Annotated in this window: 18 protein-coding genes and 3 pseudogenes; 10 read left to right on the plus strand and 11 right to left on the minus strand. The window is 26.6% G+C overall.

Going from position 1 to position 20412, the window contains the following annotated elements; translation table 11 throughout:
* Nucleotides 1-13: 13 nt before the first annotated feature.
* Nucleotides 14-358 (minus strand): annotated as a pseudogene (locus CP523_RS04175) (pyridine nucleotide-disulfide oxidoreductase); the annotation flags it as partial.
* A gap of 117 nt (nucleotides 359-475) precedes the next feature.
* On the opposite strand from CP523_RS04175, the gene CP523_RS04180 reads away from it, so the two are divergent.
* Entirely contained in the window at nucleotides 476-2017 is a 1542-nt protein-coding gene (locus CP523_RS04180) for a [FeFe] hydrogenase, group A (RefSeq protein ID WP_162925939.1), read from the plus strand.
* Between the two features lie 110 nt (nucleotides 2018-2127).
* Here the strand turns inward: CP523_RS04180 and trxA are convergent, their stop codons facing one another.
* The 3 genes from trxA to CP523_RS04195 form a co-directional block, all read right to left on the minus strand.
* Nucleotides 2128-2442, minus strand: a complete 315-nt coding sequence (gene trxA, locus CP523_RS04185) for a thioredoxin (protein WP_066676857.1) — start codon at nucleotides 2440-2442, stop codon at nucleotides 2128-2130.
* A gap of 96 nt (nucleotides 2443-2538) precedes the next feature.
* Entirely contained in the window at nucleotides 2539-3276 is a 738-nt protein-coding gene (locus CP523_RS04190) for an amino acid ABC transporter ATP-binding protein (protein WP_066676855.1), read from the minus strand.
* Between the two features lie 12 nt (nucleotides 3277-3288).
* Entirely contained in the window at nucleotides 3289-4734 is a 1446-nt protein-coding gene (locus CP523_RS04195) for an ABC transporter permease subunit (protein ID WP_066676853.1), read from the minus strand.
* A 262-nt stretch (nucleotides 4735-4996) separates the two neighbouring features.
* On the opposite strand from CP523_RS04195, the gene CP523_RS04200 reads away from it, so the two are divergent.
* On the plus strand, nucleotides 4997-5290 hold the full coding sequence (locus tag CP523_RS04200) for a transposase (protein ID WP_120140517.1): 294 nt from the start codon (nucleotides 4997-4999) through the stop codon (nucleotides 5288-5290).
* Between the two features lie 224 nt (nucleotides 5291-5514).
* The gene (locus CP523_RS04205; RefSeq protein WP_265586023.1) at nucleotides 5515-5940 is read left to right on the plus strand and encodes an IS3 family transposase; all 426 of its coding nucleotides are present in this window, start codon (nucleotides 5515-5517) and stop codon (nucleotides 5938-5940) included.
* A 416-nt stretch (nucleotides 5941-6356) separates the two neighbouring features.
* Here the strand turns inward: CP523_RS04205 and CP523_RS04210 are convergent, their stop codons facing one another.
* The 4 genes from CP523_RS04210 to CP523_RS04225 form a co-directional block, all read right to left on the minus strand.
* Complete coding sequence (locus CP523_RS04210) at nucleotides 6357-8156, minus strand: heme NO-binding domain-containing protein (protein ID WP_066676513.1); 1800 nt, start codon at nucleotides 8154-8156, stop codon at nucleotides 6357-6359.
* A gap of 172 nt (nucleotides 8157-8328) precedes the next feature.
* Nucleotides 8329-8997: a CHAP domain-containing protein gene (locus CP523_RS04215; RefSeq protein ID WP_227909577.1), complete on the minus strand. Its 669-nt coding sequence runs from the start codon at nucleotides 8995-8997 to the stop codon at nucleotides 8329-8331.
* 186 nt (nucleotides 8998-9183) lie between these two features.
* Entirely contained in the window at nucleotides 9184-9816 is a 633-nt protein-coding gene (locus CP523_RS04220; RefSeq protein ID WP_066676509.1) for a pentapeptide repeat-containing protein, read from the minus strand.
* Nucleotides 9817-9950: 134 nt separating this feature from the next.
* Nucleotides 9951-13907: a glycoside hydrolase family 84 protein gene (locus CP523_RS04225; protein ID WP_120140519.1), complete on the minus strand. Its 3957-nt coding sequence runs from the start codon at nucleotides 13905-13907 to the stop codon at nucleotides 9951-9953.
* A gap of 273 nt (nucleotides 13908-14180) precedes the next feature.
* Between CP523_RS04225 and CP523_RS04230 the strand changes: the two genes are divergently transcribed.
* From CP523_RS04230 to CP523_RS04260, 7 genes and pseudogenes are all read left to right on the plus strand, one after another.
* A complete protein-coding gene (locus tag CP523_RS04230; RefSeq protein ID WP_066676507.1) occupies nucleotides 14181-14552 on the plus strand; it encodes a GntR family transcriptional regulator in 372 nt (123 codons plus the stop codon).
* Nucleotides 14545-15417: an ABC transporter ATP-binding protein gene (locus CP523_RS04235; protein ID WP_120140520.1), complete on the plus strand. Its 873-nt coding sequence runs from the start codon at nucleotides 14545-14547 to the stop codon at nucleotides 15415-15417. The genes CP523_RS04230 and CP523_RS04235 overlap by 8 nt, the downstream gene beginning before the upstream one ends.
* Nucleotides 15418-16155: a hypothetical protein gene (locus CP523_RS04240; RefSeq protein ID WP_066676504.1), complete on the plus strand. Its 738-nt coding sequence runs from the start codon at nucleotides 15418-15420 to the stop codon at nucleotides 16153-16155.
* A gap of 161 nt (nucleotides 16156-16316) precedes the next feature.
* Nucleotides 16317-16694, plus strand: a pseudogene (locus CP523_RS04245) (Tim44 domain-containing protein); the annotation flags it as partial.
* 1 nt (nucleotide 16695) lies between these two features.
* A pseudogene (locus CP523_RS16290) lies at nucleotides 16696-16806 on the plus strand (GNAT family N-acetyltransferase); the annotation flags it as partial.
* 15 nt (nucleotides 16807-16821) lie between these two features.
* Nucleotides 16822-17382, plus strand: a complete 561-nt coding sequence (locus tag CP523_RS04255; protein ID WP_120140521.1) for an NUDIX hydrolase — start codon at nucleotides 16822-16824, stop codon at nucleotides 17380-17382.
* Between the two features lie 245 nt (nucleotides 17383-17627).
* Entirely contained in the window at nucleotides 17628-19118 is a 1491-nt protein-coding gene (locus tag CP523_RS04260; RefSeq protein WP_066676495.1) for a WD40/YVTN/BNR-like repeat-containing protein, read from the plus strand.
* A 113-nt stretch (nucleotides 19119-19231) separates the two neighbouring features.
* Here the strand turns inward: CP523_RS04260 and CP523_RS04265 are convergent, their stop codons facing one another.
* The 3 genes from CP523_RS04265 to CP523_RS04275 all read right to left on the minus strand — a co-directional run bounded on the left by CP523_RS04265 (nucleotide 19232) and on the right by CP523_RS04275 (nucleotide 20390).
* Complete coding sequence (locus CP523_RS04265) at nucleotides 19232-19726, minus strand: DUF1648 domain-containing protein (protein ID WP_120140522.1); 495 nt, start codon at nucleotides 19724-19726, stop codon at nucleotides 19232-19234.
* A 155-nt stretch (nucleotides 19727-19881) separates the two neighbouring features.
* Nucleotides 19882-19980 carry a DUF3021 domain-containing protein gene (locus CP523_RS04270; RefSeq protein WP_243106772.1) on the minus strand — a complete coding sequence of 33 codons (99 nt, stop codon included), beginning with the start codon at nucleotides 19978-19980 and terminating at the stop codon, nucleotides 19882-19884.
* The gene (locus tag CP523_RS04275; RefSeq protein ID WP_128499665.1) at nucleotides 19965-20390 is read right to left on the minus strand and encodes a hypothetical protein; all 426 of its coding nucleotides are present in this window, start codon (nucleotides 20388-20390) and stop codon (nucleotides 19965-19967) included. Before CP523_RS04275 ends, CP523_RS04270 begins: the two co-directional genes overlap by 16 nt.
* Nucleotides 20391-20412: the final 22 nt, after the last annotated feature.

Here is a 20412-nt window from a genome sequence, read left to right on the forward strand (position 1 = left end):
CTACCTCTTTTATTTATATTAATGAGAATAAATCATTTAATGCTTCACTCATAGTTGGATGAGTAAATATGTTATCTCTTAAAAATGTATAATCCTCATTAGCTTTCATAGCAGCACTTACTATATTAATTATTTCACTTGATTCAGCACATAACAATGTACATCCTAATATTTTATTTGTTTTTGCATCAACTACGGCTTTCATCATTCCTTCTATTTCATCTATAACCTTTGCTCTAGGAACTGATGCTACGGATAGCTTTGCAACTTTTATTTCATATCCTTGTTTTATTGCTTCTTCTTCACTTAATCCTACTCTAGGTAAAGTTGGATCTAAAAATACTGAGTTAGGTATATAAATCATTATTTTAAAATTTATTATGCTTAAAATTATCCTAGTTTAAACTACAATTTTTGTATTTTTAATCTTCTGTAAGAATATATTTTACTGATGTATTTTTTAGGAGGAATCAATTTGAGCAAAAATCATAAAAAAAGCAAAAAACTTATACGCCAACCCAATGAATTAATATCAATAGATAGAAAAAAATGTATCGCTTGTACAGCTTGCGCAATTAATTGTACTAAATTAACAAATATTTCTGTTTTAAAATTAAATAATCCAAATAAGAAATATACAATACCTAAGGAAAGAAATTTTAATAATAGTGGATGTATATATTGTGGACAATGTACTCTACTATGTCCAACAGGATCTATTGATGCTGAAAATTCTACTAATAAAATTATTGCTGCTAAGGAAAGTAATAAATATATGGTTGCAATTTTTGCTCCTTCTGTTAAAGCAACTTTAGGAGAAGAGTTTAATTTACCTATAGGAACTAACGTATCTGAAAAACTTGTCCCATCTGCCAAAGCTTTAGGTTTTAAAAAGGTTTTTACAACTGACTTTGGAGCTGATTTAACTGTTGTTGAAGAAGCTAAAGAGTTGTTTAAAAGAATTACTAGAGCTGGAGTATTACCTATGTTTACATCTTGTTGCCCTTCTTGGATAAAATGGGTAGAAAGATTTAAACCTGAATTACTTCCTTGTATATCTACTTGCAAATCCCCTCAACAAATGATTGGTGCAACTATAAAAACTTATTTCGCTAAAATAAAGGGGATACCTCCTGAAAATATTTTTATTGCTTCAATTAAACCCTGTACCTCAAAAAAATTTGAAGCTAAAAGGCCTGGAATGGGTAGGAATAATTACTTTGATATAGATGCAGTTTTAACTGTTAGAGAATATGCTAAATTTTTAAAAGAAAATAGTATTGATATAAATACACTTAAACCTGAAAATCCTGATACACTATTAGGCGAATATAGTGGTGCTGGAAACTTATTTGGAAGTAGTGGTGGTGTTCTTAAATCTACCTTAAGAACTTTATATTATTATTTTAACAATAAAAATCCAGATTTAACTAATAATATAAATTTAGTAGATTTAAATGGATTTCCAGGTGTAAAAGTTGTTAATTATAATATAAATGGTTCTATTATAAAAACAGCTGCGATTAGCGGAATTTCAAATTTAATAAAATTCTTAGATAGTGGTTTATGGATAAATTATCATTTTATAGAAGTTATGGCTTGTCCAGGGGGTTGTATCAATGGTGGGGGAACACCTAAAGTAAGTAAAAAAGATCGAGTTAATGAAAAACTTTGTATTTCATGTGGCACTTGTATAAATAATTGTCCTGTAAACGCTATAAATTTTAATTCAAAGAACATTGCTGAAATCTCTATTAATAAATGTGTAGGATGTACTTTATGTAGTAATTTATGTAGAAGTAATGCAATCTCAGTAGATTATTATGATAAAAGCACTAATTCACTTCTAGAAACTAATTATATAGCATTACGTAAATTTGTATTAGAAGAAATTGATTTAAAATCTGAAATAAGATTTTCTCATGAAAATAAAGACATACAAACTTTATATAATTTATACTTAGGGGAAGTTGGAGGATTAAAAGCAGAAAAGTTCCTCCATATAAAATATACCTAAAAAATATAAGGAGTATCAATTACGATACTCCTTTTTTAAATTTACTTATCTTCTATCAAGATATGATACATCAGATGATGAAGCTATACTACCTTCTCTGCTAGTTCAGATTACATAGATTGTTTTATCATTTGGATTAATGCATCCTTATGTTGGAATCCAACTTTAGTTGTAACTTCTTTTCCCTCTTTAAATATCTTTATAGTTGGAATATTGGTAACTCCATATGTTTCTGCTGCTTTTTGATTTTCATCTATATTTATCTTAACTATTTTTATATCAGACATTTCAGATTGAACATCTTCTAAAACTGGAGCTAACATTTTGCAAGGTCCACACCATGTTGCAAAGAAATCAACTACAACTACTCCCTTTTCTTTTAAAACCTCTAAATCAAATTCTTGTTCGTTTATATGTTTTACCACTTTAAATTCCTCCGTTTTTCTATCTTTAATACAATTTCATTATATTCTCAGTAAATTTAGTAAACAATTAGGCACTTTTAAGTTACTAGTATGTTTTTATAAAAATCTTACATTTGATAAAAACTCTTTAGTTCTATCTTCTTTTGGATTTAATAATACTTCTTCTGGAGTTCCTTGCTCTATAATTCCTCCATTATCAATAAATACTATCTTATCTGATATTTCTTTTGCAAAAGACATTTCATGGGTAACTATAATCATAGTTCTATGTTCCTTAGCCAAATTTTTAATGACAGTTAAAACTTCTGACACTAATTCAGGATCTAAAGCTGATGTAGGCTCATCAAATAATATTACTTCAGGATTCATAGCTATTGCTCGTGCTATGGATACCCTCTGCTTTTGACCACCAGATAAGTTTTTAGGATACACATCTTTTTTATTATCCATATTTACTTTTTTAAGAGCTTCTAAAGCTATTTCTTCACTTTCTTTTTTATTTAGCTTTTTAACAATTATTAAGCCTTCCATAACATTTTCTAAAACCGTTTTATTATTAAAAAGATTAAATTGTTGAAAAACCATCCCTGAATGCTTTCTTAAATTATGTATATCATCATTAGTGTGATTTTTAGCATCTACTTTTATATCATTAATTTGAATCATTCCTTCTGTTGGTTCTTCTAAGTAATTTAAGCATCTTAAAAAAGTAGACTTTCCAGAACCGGATGGTCCTATAATTGTTACTATTTCTCCTTTTTTAACTTCTAAATCTATTCCCTTTAAAACATCAAATTTATCATAGCTTTTCTTTAATCCATTAATATTTATCATCTATTCTTCCCCCTAATAAATAGAAAGTCTTTTTTCAAGTATTCTTTGTAAATAATTAAATATACCTATTAATACCCAATATATAATAGCTACTGCTATATAACTTTCAAAAAATCTATAGCTTGCTGCTGCTAACATTTGAGATTTTGCTAATATTTCAGTAACTCCAAGAGTAAATGCTAAAGAGGAGCCCTTTATAACATCTATATATATATTTCCAAGGGAAGGTATTGACATTCTAAACACCTGTGGTAGTATTATCCTTTTTGTAGCTTGTATTCTAGTCATTCCTATTGCTAAAGCTGCTTCTAACTGTCCCTTATCAACTGTCTCAAAGCCTGCTCTCAACGCTTCTGCAATATATGCTGATGCATTAAGTCCTAATCCTATATATGCTGCAGTAAATGCACTCATCCCTTTAAGTGCTGGAAATATTTGAGGTAACCCAAAGTATAGTAAAAATAATTGTACTAAAACTGGAGTTCCTCTAAAAAATGATACATATATAGATAGTATTTGAGTTAATCCTATAACCTTTAAATTTTTAATAATTGAAATTATGGTACCTATAATTAATCCAATTATCATTGATATAATGCCTAATGCTAGTGTTGTCTTAGCCCCTGAAAAAATTCCTTTAATTAATCTGTTAAAGAAACTGTCACTATTATAAGATACAACGTCAATATTAAGCCATTTATTAGATATTTGTTGTAACGTACCATCATTTTTCATATCGTCTAATACATTATTTAAAGTTTTTATAAATTCTAAGTTTTCATCATTCTTTATGAAAGGAAATGCATTAACTACTTTTTCAAATGGTTCTCCTGCTAATTTTAACGGTAGGTTTTTCTCATTTATGTTTATAACTGCAGATATTTTATCTATTACAACTGCATCTATTCTTCCAATCATAAGATCATTAAAGGCAGAATCTGTGCTTTGATATGTTACTATATCTATTTCATTACTTTTGTCCTTACCTCTTAATAAATTCTCATAATTACTTCCTAAATCTACTCCTACTTTTTTCCCTTTTAAATCTTCAAAAGACTCTATTTTTCCTTCATAGTCATTTTTGATTATAATCTGAGCTCCGCTTTCTACATATGGCTCTGAAAAATAATACTTTTTTTTTCTTTCATCTGTAACTGTTATTTGATTAGATATAACATTTACTTTCTTTGAATCTAATAATCCAAATAAACCACTAAATGAAGCAGTTTTATATTCTATATCATAATTTAACCTTTTGCCAATTTCATTCCAAAGGTCTATTTCAAATCCACTTACCCTATCTCCATCTGAAAAAGTAAATGGATAATAAGTTCCAGATGTTCCTACTACAATTCTTCTAGCTGAATTACTTTTATTTTTAAAAAATAAATTTATTCCGCCTAATAAAATGCCTATCATTATTAATAGTAATATAATTACTCCTACTCTTTTTTTCATTTTATCCCCTCTTTTTGTAAATTATATGTGCTAATTATATAGACAAAGTGCGTCATAATAAACTAGGCACTTTTTAGTTACCACCTATTAATAAATTAAAAAATCTTTCCTTTAATAATTAGGATGTGTTTTTGACATAAATATTAATCTATTTTTATACTTTAAATTTCATCAAAGCTATTACTCTTAAGCCCCTATAGATATTTGAACAATTACAATATATATAATATATACTAAATATAGTAAGTAATTGGAGGTGACTATGAGAGGACAACATTACACAGACGAACAAAAGGAACAAATATTGCAAGAGGTTAAAGAGGTAGGAAATGTTTCTTTAGTAGGAAGAAAACATGGAATATCAACTAGTACAATTTTCACTTGGATAAGTAAGTCAAAAAATAGAGATCAGATAAAAACTAAACCAGGTAGAAAAACTTCAGTTGAGGGAAAAAGTAATGAAGAAGAAATAAATGAAGTGACCCAAGAAAATGATAAGTTGAAGAAAATTTTAGGGGAAAAAGACTTAGAAATATCTATTCTTAAAGATCTATAAAAAAAAGCAAACCCTCAATTGAAGATAAAATAAAAATTGCTAATAAATATATAAATTTAGGCTACTGTATATCTCTAGTTTTAAGAATAGTTAAGCTTAGCAGGTCTACTTATTATTATAATCTGAATTATAAAGTTAAAGATGAAGATAAAGTAAAAGCCGTAGGGCGTAAGCCAGTTGGATATTCATTAACTAAAAATAATAAAAAAATATGCGATGATGAAATTAAAGAATATATTATGGAATCTATAAATGGTGATGCTCAATATTATGGTTATAGAAAAATAACCTATCACTTAAGGCGCACATATAATTTAATAATAAATTGCAAAAAGGTATACAGGCTTTGTAAAGAATTGAATATCCTTATATGGCAAAGAAAAATACATTTTAAAACTAAACGAATATTAGCATCTAATAGGACTGTCACAGCTTCTAATCAAGTATGGGAAATTGATATAAAATACGGTTATGTTCATGGTGAAATAAATGAATTTCAAACTTATGCTGAAGCTTATAAAATAGTAAATACCTTTATGAGTTTCTATAATGAAAGAAGATTACACTCTAGCTTGAAATATATGCCGCCTAGAGAATTTTATACTCTTTATTTTGGAGAGCATGTAGAAAAAATTTGTATAAAAATATAAATCTGAGAAAAACTTAGAATTTAATAGATTTTGTCCAATATAAAGGTGTTAATCCGCTATAGGCGCCAAAATTTCTACCAATTTATATTTTCCAATTGTCAAATTTATCATTACTACGCCTTTCCTCATTTGTAGTAATACTAGTTACTAATTTATTAGGAAATTAATTTAATATATATCCATTTGGTGCTACTATTTCCCGTAATATATATTTCCCTTCATTTAGGAATAGAAGCTTTAATTTATTAGTTGTAAAAGTAATAGTATACTCTGCAAAATCAATAAAATCTTCTTTAATTTCTGTTGGTATAACAATTTTAACTATATCTCCTATAATCTATATATTATATAAAACACAAAAAGTGCTATATCAAATTAATGATTAGCACTTTTTAAAGTTTTATAATTATAATATTTTAAATTTTATATTTTTCTAAGTCTTTTTTGAATACTTCTGTAATTCCCTTAAAATCAGATATATTTTCTATTAACTTCTTAATTTCATTTGTATATGTTGTTACGCTAGCACTCACTTCTTCTGATGATGCTGAATTTTCTTCAGCAATTGTTGATAAAGCTTCTATACTCTTATAGGCATTTGAAATTAAATCTGCTTCTTTATTCAATTTATTTATTGTTTGTATCATTGAAGCAGCAACTCTTTGTATAGATTCGTTAGCTTCGCAGCTTGCATTTCTAACATCACCTAAACTATCAGTTTCTTTTTCTAGTAAATCATATTGTATTCCTATTTGTTCTACTAATGATTTTATTTCATCTCTAAATTGTTCTAAGTTTGCATTTACTTCCTTAACTGCATCTTTAGATTGTTCTGAAAGTTTTTTTATAGAATCAGCTACAACTGCGAATCCCTTTCCTTGTTCTCCTGCTCTAGCTGCCTCAATAGCTGCATTTAGTGCTAATAAATTAGTTTGATCTGATATACCTGATACTATAGAAACTATGTTTGTTATATCTTTAGCTCTATTTTCAAGATGAGTTCCTTTTTCCTTAACATCATTGAATTTTTCTAAGGACATTGAAATATTTTTACTTGCATTATCTACTTGTTCATAGCTGTTATTTATTTTTCCTATTGCATTTTCTAATTGAAGTTTATGACCATTTTCATTTTGAACTATACTTCTTAACTCGTTAACATTTCCATTCAATGTTTGTACTGCATCATCTGTATTGTTAGCTTGAATAATTGAATTATGTGCCACTTGTTCTACTATCCCACTTATTTCACTAGATGTAGAATTCATAGAATTAGATATAGAATTTATATTGTTTATAAAAGTATTCATTTCATCTGTAATACCTTTAAATCCAACGAAATCCGCTTGTATAATATTTTTATGTTTCTTAATTAAAGTAAAAATATCCTCAAAGAAATCATTTGTCTTGATTTCTCCATCTTCATTATATTTATTATCTACTATTGTACTAAGCTCATTTTTTATTCTATTAACAGGTGATAACATTAATGATACCCCTAAAGCAGTAGATAGTCCTGATATTACACTGCATATTAAAGATTTTATAATATTATCTAATCCCATTAATGGTACCATTACTATTAGAGATATAATAAATGTAAATATACCAGCTTTAATACCAAAATTCCTAATAAATCCTAGAGAAAGAAATTTATTAAATGAATAATTTTTACTGTAATATATATTTTTATTGAAAGTAAGTTTTAACTCTAACTTACTATTAGTTCTTGAAACCTCTTCTATTTTTATTTTTTCCTTAAAATGTGTACAAACTCCATCTAATAAACCAAGGAAATAATCAAACATCCCCCTAGAAGAATTATATGTAAATATAGCTTCTTTATTTGAAATTGGTTCTATTGTTAATAATGGTGGCTTAGCCCCTACAAACTTTTTAGTCATTACTACATGGACATCAAACATAGATTTTAAAAATGAATATACATTTTCATGCTGAAAAAAAGCTGGATAGTACTTATTAAATGTAATCATATTATCTTGTCCAATTTTTCTCCATAATATTTTAACATCCATGTTTTTATTTTTTGCTATGTACTTTATAACAGTTTTTACTTTATCATCATCAACAGTTTCAATTGGTGAAAAAATCTTGTTTCGTCCCCATCCAACATGATCCATGGCTTCATCTACTATGTTATCGCCAAATAATTTTCTGTTGGTTTTCATCCAAGTTGCTACTACTGTTCCTTTCATTTAAATTCCTCCTTAATAATTTTTACCCCTTTTTGCTACTTAGTTTCATTTTCGTATTATTTATATTACTACTTAAATATTTGAATAAACATTTATATCTAATTTAATGTAAATAAAAAAAATAAAAGATGCCTACCCTTTACAGCTTAACATCTTCTATAGTACCACAATTTTATTGTTTTTTTCTTAACCATCCAACTATTTTTTTATATTTACCAACAATATATTTACCATCTTTCTCTGTTAAATCGTATTTTTCCCTTGTTTTACTATAAACATTTTGTTGAATTACTTCTACATAATCTTCCGTTACTTCAGTTACAATTGCAACATGTCCAAATATATTCCCTGAAAAAACTATTAAATCATCTGGTTCTGGTTTAACATTTCCTTCATTTCTATATTGAATTAAATCCCTACTCTTATTTAACTCTCCTTGTGGAACACTATTATCAAAAAAATCTTTAGCATTTCCATATACATCTGGCATTTTATGATTCTTTGCTTCTTTATAGAATCTTTTTATATATTCTACACATTGCCACTTATAACCGTAATAATATCCATCTTCACTATAGCTCTCTCCATATGTTTTTGTATAATTTAATCCGTTGTAATAGACAGGTACATTTTTATAGCTATCAATTTCTTTACCTACTTTTCCTTTAGAAGCCTTTGAGTAATGTAAAAAATATAATCCTCCACCCATTAAAGTAATAGTTATAATTACTATTAAAATTCTAAATAAAGAAGAGCTGTATATATTTTTCTTCCTATTAAATCTTTTTAAAGTTTTATCTCCTCTCCCCATGGTGTAAATAAAGGAATTCTTTCTCCTCATATACATTACTTTCCTCCCTTTTAGCTAAGTATCTCTTTTTATAAATCTATGTCTATTATTATGAAATTTTTAGCTTTATATACTAATTATACCATCTAAGATAAAAAAAATAAAAATAGTATCCTCCAACTTAATTGAATATCTACTATTTTTATAATAATATATTTAAAATTATGTAATTTACTTTTACTTAAAGAAACGGAATAGATAACTTAATGTATGAAAATCTCTATCTACAGCTTCTGCCATATCATTAAATCCTTTAATTAAAACTTCCTCATTATATTTCTTTTGTAACATTATAATTTTTATAGGATTTATTTTTCCTTCTTTTGTATCTATAACTCTTGAAGCTTTTATAAACTCATTTTCCATGGCTTTGTTTATTGCTTCTTCTAGCTCCTCACTTATATTTAGTTTAGGCATTTCTTCATATATAGTTACCTCTTCTTTATCAAAGAATAAGCTTTTGCAAGTATCTAAATTACATTCTACAAAAATTGTATTTTTAAATTCTGCGTCCCTAAAATCTACTTCATTTAAGTTAACTCCTTCAAATAAAGTATCTTCAAACTTTCCATGTCTAAACTTACTGTTTTTAAGGTTAGTTCCTATAAACTCTGCACTTTTAAAAGTACAACCATAAAAATCACAAGATTTAAAATGAGCACCTCTAAAACTTGCAAAGTTAAAGTTTGATCCAGCAAAACTAGAGTTATAACAATTACTTCTTGTAAGATTGTTATACATAAAGTTTTTATTCATCTTTTCTATATTATTGTAATGAAAGTTTCCCTTAACACTATTATTTTTAGCCATATTTCCTCCAGAAAACATTATATTTACTTCTAATACTATAGATAATACGGAATAAAGTCAAACAATTACAAAAAAGATAGTAGCTCCAAATTTAATTTTGATAGCTACTATCTTTATTATATTTTATAATTTAATTATTTATTTTTAGTTTTTTTCTTTAATAATAATGCTGTACCTAATGTTGAAAACATTGCACCTAATGTTTGAAGATGTCCTAAAGCTTCAATACCTGTTTTAGGTAATTCATTCTTCTTACCATTATTTTTACCTGATGTACTTACATTTGAGTTGCTTCCATTACTTCCATTAGCATTATTTCCATTGTTAGTATTTCCATTATTGTTATTTTCGTCTTTATTTCCTGCTGAAGCTACTAGCCCCTTCATAGCTAAATCTAATGCTTTTTCAGCATTTCCTATTTCCTCTTCTGTAGCATCTTCTTTTTCAATAATAGCTTTAGCATTTACTATTTCTCTTTCTAATACAGCAAAACTTTCAACAACAAACTCATTTCTATCTTTTTTCTCTGCTTCATTTATTAAGTCTTGTAATTTATCTTTACTTGGCTTTAACCTTAAATCTAAAAATGCTCTTAATAATTTATCATAAGTTTCAGCTACTTCATTCTTCATAGCATTTTCATCAGCTATTACTGAATTTGCTTCACCTAAAACTATTTGTAACTTATCCCAAGTTTCCTTAATATATTCATTAGAGTTTAAAGTGTTAATTTCATTAACTAATGATATTAAATTTTCTTTATCTCCCTTCTCAAAAGATAACATATGCATTACTTCACTTAATCTTTCAAAAGCATCATCTATTTGCTTTTGAGTAGAGGTAGAATCATTTAAGACTTCTTCTGCCTCTATTAATGCATCATTAAATTCTTTTTTAACTGCTGGAACAACCTTATCAAGAACATTTTCATCTATTTTCTTAGCTTCTGATACCGCTATTTCTAAATGTCTTTTGAATTTTTCTGCTTCTGAAACCTCACCTTCTTTAGCCATTATCTCATATATTTTAGGTGCTGGTTTTGATGGATCAAATGTAAGTTTAACTTCAAGTATTTGTTTAGAAACATTTAATTTATTAAATTGACTATCTAAAGATCCTATATCTATCCATTTCCCATTTAAATCTTTAATACTTACCTCTGCTCCACATATCTTATTTGCATCTTGAAGAAATGATAATTCTGAAACCTTTGTAACTCTTGACATTTTATACACAAGAGCATCTCCGTCTTGCACATTTTCTGCTTCAAAAGCTGTTGATAAATCTCCATCATATAAATTTCTCCAATTTCCTTCTGGAGTACCTGTAACTAATTCTACTGTATCATCACCTAATTCAGGTACTGTTTTATTAAATTGAAACTCGCATAATTGTACCCAGCATCCATTATTTTCCCCATTAGCTTGTATCTTTATATATCTTGCCATTTCTCCATTAGCATCAGCTGAAGCAACTTTTTTTCCCTCTTTATCTGAGTATTGTAAGTCTCCAAGAGAAGTCCATGTTGATCCATCTTTAGAAATCATAAATTCTGAATTTCTCATATAGTCTTCTCCATTAAAATAAGCACTTATATCATGAAGAGGAATATTATTACCAAGATCTAATTGGATGTAATGGCCATTTCCTGATGCCTTATCTGACCAATATTTAGTATCCATATCACCATCTAATGCATTTTCTATTACATAGTTTTGATAAGTTCCTATATTCTGTGATATTATTGGAGTTGCTTTATATACCGGTATGGCTTGAATATTTTCTATATTTATATTAATTGCTTCCTTTGAATCATTTAAAACTCTAACATAAGTAGCTGAAATACTAGCATTAGTTTTTAAAGTTTCACCTTCAATAATAGTTTCAGCCTTATCCCACTGAATTCCATTTATTGAATACTCAATTGATAAATTATCATAATTACTAGCATTTACTTTCACTTCTCCTAATTTCATTGCCTTTGGCAAAGCTATACCTACATAATCATCTTTGTTAAGGGTAACATTTTCTATATTTTTAATTGCATAATTTCCACCTGAAACTTCTACTGTTTTACTTAATAAACTATCTATAGAACTTATAACCTTTGGTTCATGATTAACTAATATAGAATTAGATATTATTGATTGTGATGCTCCTATAGCCTCTTTAACTAGTGGCTTAAGTCTCTTTTCACCTACTGACACTACATATTCTTTAGTGACAACTTGTCCATGCTCATCCTCTAATCTTGATACCTTGAAAGTATCCATTAAATCTAATTTTTCTGTTGCTACTGAATTTTCATTAAGCCATGTTCCTACTTCTCCATCTTGTGCAGATATTAAAGCATTCATAGCTGCAATACCAGCTTCTGATAATGCTTTATATGATTTTAAAAATGGATCTAATTCAGTAAGTAAATTCTCATTTTTAACCTTAGTTGTTATAGCTTCATAGTCTGAATTCATTGTTTTAAATTCAGCTAATAGTGCCTCTGCTTCACCTTTTACGTTCTCTTTATTTGTAATAGCATTTTTTAATGCATCTATTTTTTCTGATAAATACCATGATTCATCATATTCAAAAGGACCACTAGCTCCCCCGTCATCTTTTAAATAACATGTATTAGATGCAAATCTTTTAAACTCTTCAGTAACCTCAGGTACAAATCTATTTATTGATGTTTCCCAGCTCTTCATATAATCAAATGAATCTGTATTCCATGTATAATCAGCTATACTATATAAGGCTACCTTTGATGCTTCTGCCTGATTCATTGGATTTGAGAAGAATCCACTAACATTATCAAGATCTGTACTTAGATTATGAAGTGGTGCCATTAGTATCCTACTATCACAATAATCGTTTACAGGATAATTCCACCACACTGCTACATCTTTATTTACTCCTGTTTGTACTTTCGGCCACTCAAAGACCTCTTTTGAAACATTAGACATTGTTGCATGTCCAGTCCACATTACTTGAATATCATCATGTAATGTTTCCATAAATGGTTTAAAATAAACATTCATGTTAGGTCCCCAAGCAGAGTTATATCTTGCTGAAATAACTATCATCGGCGCTACATCACCTTTAGCTTTAACAAATTCAGTATCTATTTTATTAATCCATTCTGCTTGCTTTCTACCGTTGTACCAATCATCTGTATCATCAAATAGCACTCCAAATTGACGAACTCCCAAATCATATAACTGTTCAAATTTTCTTATAAGAGCATTATAATCTTCATCTGTAAATTTAAGAGTAGCTCCTGGATGAATTGTCCAGCAGAAATTAAAATTATTATCATTTCCAGCTTTTGCAAGTTCTGCTATTTGAGTAGCCTTATCTTCAGGATATAACTCCTTCCATTGTTTTCTATGATATGGATCATCTTTTGGGGCATAAATATAAGTATTCATTTTAAACTTACTTGTTTCCTTCATAAGATTCATTCTATCTTCATGACTCCAAGGTGTTCCATAGAAACCTTCTATAAATCCTCTAAATTCAATTTCAGGATAGTCACTTATTATAACTTCTGCAAACTTATCTTCTGAAGTTGATTGCTCTAATATCTGAGCTAATGTTAAAACTCCATAATAAACACCATCAGCATCTGATCCTATAATTGAAATATTTCCTTTTTTATTTTCATCATTACTACTTTTAAGAATATATGCTTCTTTTTTACTTAAAACATTACTTTCTTCAATTTCTCCTTTTATACAATCTTCACAGTGATCTTTTTCGGAAGAAATTATAATATTGGCTTTTTCATTATTCACAAAATCAGATATAGAATAATTAATATTATTCTCATCTAAAATTTCTTCTAGCTTAGGTAAAGTTGCCTCTTCTTGCTTCCCGTGAATAACTACATTTACTTCACCTTCTAAAGTCATTCCCTCATCTGATGAATACTCTAGATTTTGAGGTACTGGATAAATATTAGCTTGTACTCTTTCCCCATCTTTTGTTATTGTTTCAGCTTTAATTAAGTTTCCACCTGTCATAGTAGTTACTATTGTTACTGCACAAGTAGTAGCTAAAGCATTTTTCAAAACTTTTTTTGATTGTTTTTTCATTTTGATCCCCCTTAAAATTTAATGTACATTTATTTATATCAATTTAAGTTTACTACTTATTTATTTTTATGTAAATATATTCCAATTAACTTATAACTGCCTTTTACTATAAAAAAGTACTATATTTTTATTAAACTAGCATTTTTTAGATATAAATTCATATATTTGAACTTTTTTACAAGTTTTAGTTGACAATTCCACTACTTGCTCATATAGTTAATTATATAAGTAACTAACTAATTAACCAACTAATTTCTCATAAGGAGGATAATTATGGTATTTAATTTTAATGAAGACTCTCCAATCTATCTTCAAATAGCAAATTCAATTGAAGATGGAATATTAAATGGAATCTATCAAGAAGAAAGTCAAATCCCTTCAACTACTGAAATTTCTATAACTTATAAAATAAATCCTGCTACTGTTGGAAAAGGATTTAATATTTTAGTAAATGAAGGAATTATTTATAAAAAAAGAGGTGTGGGTATGTTTGTGAGTACAGGTGCTGTAAAAAAACTACTAACTAATAGAAAAAATAAATTTTTTGATAATTATATTTTAACTTTAATGTCTGAAGCCAAAAGACTTGGTATTACCGTTGATGAAATTATAAATATGATAAAAGGGGGTAATTATCATGAATAATATAGAAATTAAAAATATATCAAAATCATATGGTAATAAAACTGTATTAGATAATATTTCTTTAACTATAGAAGAAGGTAAAATTTATGGATTATTAGGTTGTAATGGTGCTGGTAAAACTACCCTTCTAAATGCTATTACTAATAGAACCTTTATAGATAAGGGTGAAATTCTTATAAATGGCCAGAATATTTACGAAAATGATAATGCAATTTCAAAGGTTTATTATATGACTGAAAAAAATTTAATTCCTGATGATATGAAAATTAATGATATTTTTAAATATACTAAAGACTTCTATCCAAACTTTGATATAGAATATGCAAATATATTAAGTAATAAATTTAAACTAAATACAAATAAAAGGATTAAAGAATTATCAACTGGTTATAGATCTATTTGTAAGTTGATAACTTGTTTATCTTCTGGAGCTAATTTCCTATTCTTTGATGAACCTGTGTTAGGTTTAGATGCCAAGCATAGAGATATGTTTTATAAGGAATTATTATCTTTATATACTGAAAAACAAAATACTATTATTATATCAACTCATATTATTGAAGAAATTTCGGACTTATTGGAAAGAGTTATTATTTTAAATAACTCTAAGATAATAGAAAATGAAAATGTTGAAGATCTACTTTCTAGAGCTTATGCTGTGTCTGGTAAAGATAATCTTATTGATAAATATATAGTAGATAAAAACGTAATAGCTATTGATGTGTTAGGTTCATTTAAAAAAGCTACTATTTTACAAGAAAAAACTAAAGAGGACTTAAATTATATAAAAGAATTACAACTTGAAGTTAATAAAGTAGAACTCCAAAAACTATTTATAAATTTAACTGATAAGGAGGAAATTTAAATGAATAGAAGTTTAAAGATTTGCAAATATCAACTAAAATCATCTGTAAAATCTATTATGATTTTCTATGCAATATTTTTAGGAGTACTTTCACTAATAGCTTATTTAAATAAATTTCTTCATACTAATACTAATTGTTCTGTCATTGAATTTTCAACAATAATATTTATATTTATTTGTGCTTTAAATTCATTTAAATACGAATTTTATTTTTCTCAAGGAAATAATATTTCTAGAAAAAGTTTTTTAAAAGGTACTGTATTATACGGAATATCACTTTCAGCTATACTAGCATTTATTGATATAATAATAAATAGACTATTTAACTTAGTAGTTTCTTGTCCTATGGGCTATGATTCATTATATGGAAATGCTGTAAATTTATCTTCTTCTAATTTTTTTATTCCTAATAACGCTATAAATTACCTAATCTCTACTTACCTATTTAATATTTCTTCTTATATATTTTGGTTTATGCTTGCTTTCTTTATAGGAATATTAATGTTTAGATTAAATAAAAGTAAAAAGTTTTTATTATTAGGTATATTGGTAGCCTTCATTATATATATTAATGTATTTAGTGATATTCTCCTTAGTCTTATGTTATTTATTACAAATTCGTTTGGTTTAAATACTTTTAATCCATATAAAGGTATAATATCATTTAATATTTTAAGTATCATTATTATACTAGGACAATATTTACTAATAAGAAAAGTCGAAGCTAATAAAAATTAATCTAAGATAATATTCTTTAAATACAAAAGCCAGTATCAAAATAAAATGATACTGGCTTTTGTTGATATTTGGTAATTTATAAGTTATTCTTATAATAAGAATTTAATATATGTAGAAAAGACATGAGAAAAAAATTAATATTTATATAGGAAGCATGGACTAAAATGGATGTAGATATATCTAAGAACTATATGAGTGATAATATCTATAATACTCACAATACCAAATTATCCTGGATGAAAATAAGAAAACAACGCAATATTTTAGAAAATATAAAACTTATAAGTGCAAAACCAATAGCTATAAAACATTATAAGGATAACTCTAAAGATGTTGTTTGGTTTGCTATAAAAGGCTCAATGATTGACTATATTATAAATGTAAACACAAATGATATGGTTGAAGGAAGTACTAAAAATAAGAGTTTTGCTGAGTTTTGGAAATTTATTAAGGTAAAAGATAAATGGGTTGTAGATAGAATAATGCAAACTTATGAAGTAAATTTAGAACTAGATTTACAAAACAGATTTGAAGATTAACTTTGATTTTCAGTCAAAAGAGTTTTATATTAAGCATGGTTATGTAGTTTTTGGGATATTAGATGAATGTCCACTTAACCATAAAAGATACTTTATGAAAAAGATGATATAAAAGTGAGGCGATTAAATGACTTGGGTTCATTCTATACAAAACTATGTTCCTTATAATAATCAAGAACTAAAAGATAAAGAATTAATACTTAGCGCAATTAATAATTATAATAACTTATTAACTAGAGAAAATGTAATTATGCATATTACTAGCTCTGGATATATTGTAAACAAAAAAAGAGATAAGGTCTTAATGATTTATCATAAGATTTATAATTCATGGGCATGGACTGGTGGGCATGCCGATGGTGATGATGATTTGCTTTATGTTGCTATAAAAGAAGCTAAGGAAGAAACAGGTCTTAAAAATGTAACAGCTGTTACCCCTGAAATTTTTTCTTTAGATGTTCTTACTGTAGATGGTCATATTAAAAGAGGTGAATATGTGTCATCTCACTTACATTTAAATGTTACATATTTACTTGAAGCTGATGAAAAGGAAGCTTTAACTGTTAACGAAGAAGAAACTAAAGGTGTTAAATGGCTACCTATAAATGAACTTTCAAAATATTGTAGTGAACCTTACATTATTGAAAATGTATATAATAAACTTAACAAAAAAATAAATCTACTATAAATATAATTAATTATTAAATTATCAAAAATACTTAATCTATTAAAATCTATCTTTTACTATATAAAAATTTAATAATAAATAAATAGATAAGAAAGCAACTAATAAGATAAAAAGTCTTATTAGTTGCTTTCTATTTAAATAACTTTAAAAATAATTAACAAGTTATAGTTTAGTATTAAAGTATAATAATTACATATATACAAATAATATATAAATAAATTTATAATTATTGGGAGAGAATTTAAATGAAAAAACAGGTTAAATATTTAGGATTAATAGTTTTATCAATAATAGCCTTCCTATTATTATTTAAATTTGTAAATAATAATAAACCTTTTAGTGAAGGTGATCAAAAATTTACAATTAGAAAATATAATTTACAACAGCAAGGATTTAAAGGATTAGAAGAAATTTTTAGAACACATACTGAACTTTCTAGCATCTTATTAATAGATACTTTTGATGGAGATATATCTAAGGATGGAACACTTGGTAATTTTAACATTGTACTTTCTGGATATAATAATTCAAAAGAATACTTACAAAGCTATAGATTTATTTATAATTCAAAAAAGAAAATTTTAAATTATGCTGGTCCTAAATCTAATATTAAAAGTACTTTGCCTCAAATATATAACGAAAATAATGAAATATCATTTTTAGATACCCAATTAAAGATGATACCTATTAAAGAACAAATAGAAAAACTTGACTTTCCAAGCTATAGTATTGGATATAATTCTAATACAAAGCCATTAGAAGGTGAACCAATTGTTAACATTAACAATAATGATAAATTTCCTACATTTACTTTTGATGAATATAAGTCTGGTAAGTATGGGAAAAGTAATGGTCATACATCTGTTATATTTTCTCTATATTCTGGCTCAAGCTTAGCACTTAGCGAAAATAAAATTATGTATAATTGTATTCCAGCTAATTCTGAAAGTCTATCTGGTAACAAAAATAATTTTATGAAAAAAGATTATTATATAAATGGATATAAAATTAAAATTACTCGTGACTATGGAGAAACATGGATTGATATACCTATATCAGAGGAAAATCTCTCTAGCACATTAGAATTTTATAGATTAGGAATAGAAATTCCACCAGATAGTTATTATATTTCTGATAATCCTGGAGGTATTATTGCACTTTTATATGGTGAATCCCCTACTCTTTTATTATCAAAGAATGATGGTAATAACTGGAACAATATTAAACTAGATATAAATCTTGAAAAACCAATTACAAGAAGAATTATTGGTTTTACAGATGAAATAAATGGATATCTAGCACTAGGAACTGATTGGAGTATGGGATCTGGAGAAGCTAAAATTCTATGCTTGACTGATGATGGTGGATTAACTTGGAATCAAAAAGAGCTGCCACTTTCTAATACATCTAGCACTCTAACAGGAATTACTTTTTTAGATAATACTATAGGAGTTCTTTCTCTTGATTCTGGAATGGATGAAAAATTTCCAAAGTTATTTATAAGTAATAATAAAGGTGATTCTTGGAATGAACTTAATTTACCTTTAGATAAAATTACTGAAGATGTAAGTTATTTAAGTAAAGTTGACTCTTTAACTTATGAAAATGGTATGTATAAATTAGTTCTTGGTCAAGATTTAAATAACAATAAAAAAGTAGTTTTTGAAAGTAAGGACTTATCAAATGATTGGATATTTAAAGAATCTTATGAAGCTGTAATACACTATCCTGGCTAAATTAATAAAAAATACTTAGTTTATTTTTATTAATTATAAACTAAGTACTTTTTATTACAACTCTATATAAAATTAACTACTTATTTAAATTTACTCTAATCTGCTCTAACTTATTACTTATTTTTTATTGATTTTCTAATATAGATTCCAATAGTTCCAAATATAATAATTAAAGATATAGGTAAAAATGCCATTGATAAATTCTTTGATCCTGAACTCATTCCCATTACCATCTTTAACTGAACATAAAAGAACATAGCTACTGTTTCAACATTAATAATTCTTATAAATGTTGATGCCATTAAATATTGCTTTTCTTTATTTATTGGATTTATATCAACACAATAATTATATACTTCAGGATACTTAGATAAAACTGCCATTGGAATATAAACTATAACAACTATAGGTAATAAAATAAGCATTGTATTTTTTGAACCATATCCATCAACTTCTCCACTAAAATTATAATGAGTTGGCACAATATCAGGTGCATTTTTCCACGCTACTAATGTAATTACAACTAAACTTATAATTAATGCTATTCCTATAATATCAACTATCCTATTTATCTTTTGATAAGTAGCTTTATTATTCCATTTATCCATAACTACTCCCCCATAATTATTTTAAATACCTTTTTATATTTTAATAATAAGCCTTTATCCTATATTTGTAAATTAATTTCAAGGGAGTACCACAATCTTTAATTCAGTAGTTTTAACAATTTTATAATTAAACCAAATCTATTTAAATTTTGAATTTATTTTTTTGATTTTGCTATACTCCAATTATCCATTTCCCAAATTACCGAACTTCCTGCAAAAGCTGATCCTACCAATCCACTTAAAATAGTATGCAAAATAACTGCATTAATTTCACTGCCAGTTGCATAAATAAGTCCTGGAGCACATGGTGTTTAACAGTTGAATTATATATACTATTATAATTATCTAATGTTATAGGTTTATCATCTATAAAAAATTCAACCAAATTGTCTCTAACAGGAATATCATTATCTTTTTTTGCTTTTGCATAAAGCTTTTTGATTACAACTTTACCATTTTCTAATGTAATGATCTCTATAAGTTCCTCTTGCCATGCATTTTTAGAGTCATAATTTATAATACTTATCTTTTCATCTTTAGTATTAATACCTAGTCTATAAGATACATCACTTTGACCATATCTAGACCCCAATCTCTTTTCATAAACAGCCTCTACCTTACCATCTTTTATATTATATAGCAGGACTTTCTTATCATATAACATTACCATTTCTGGTATATTATCT

The organism is Clostridium septicum (assembly GCF_003606265.1).
GTDB classification, from domain to species: Bacteria; Bacillota; Clostridia; order Clostridiales; family Clostridiaceae; genus Clostridium; species Clostridium septicum.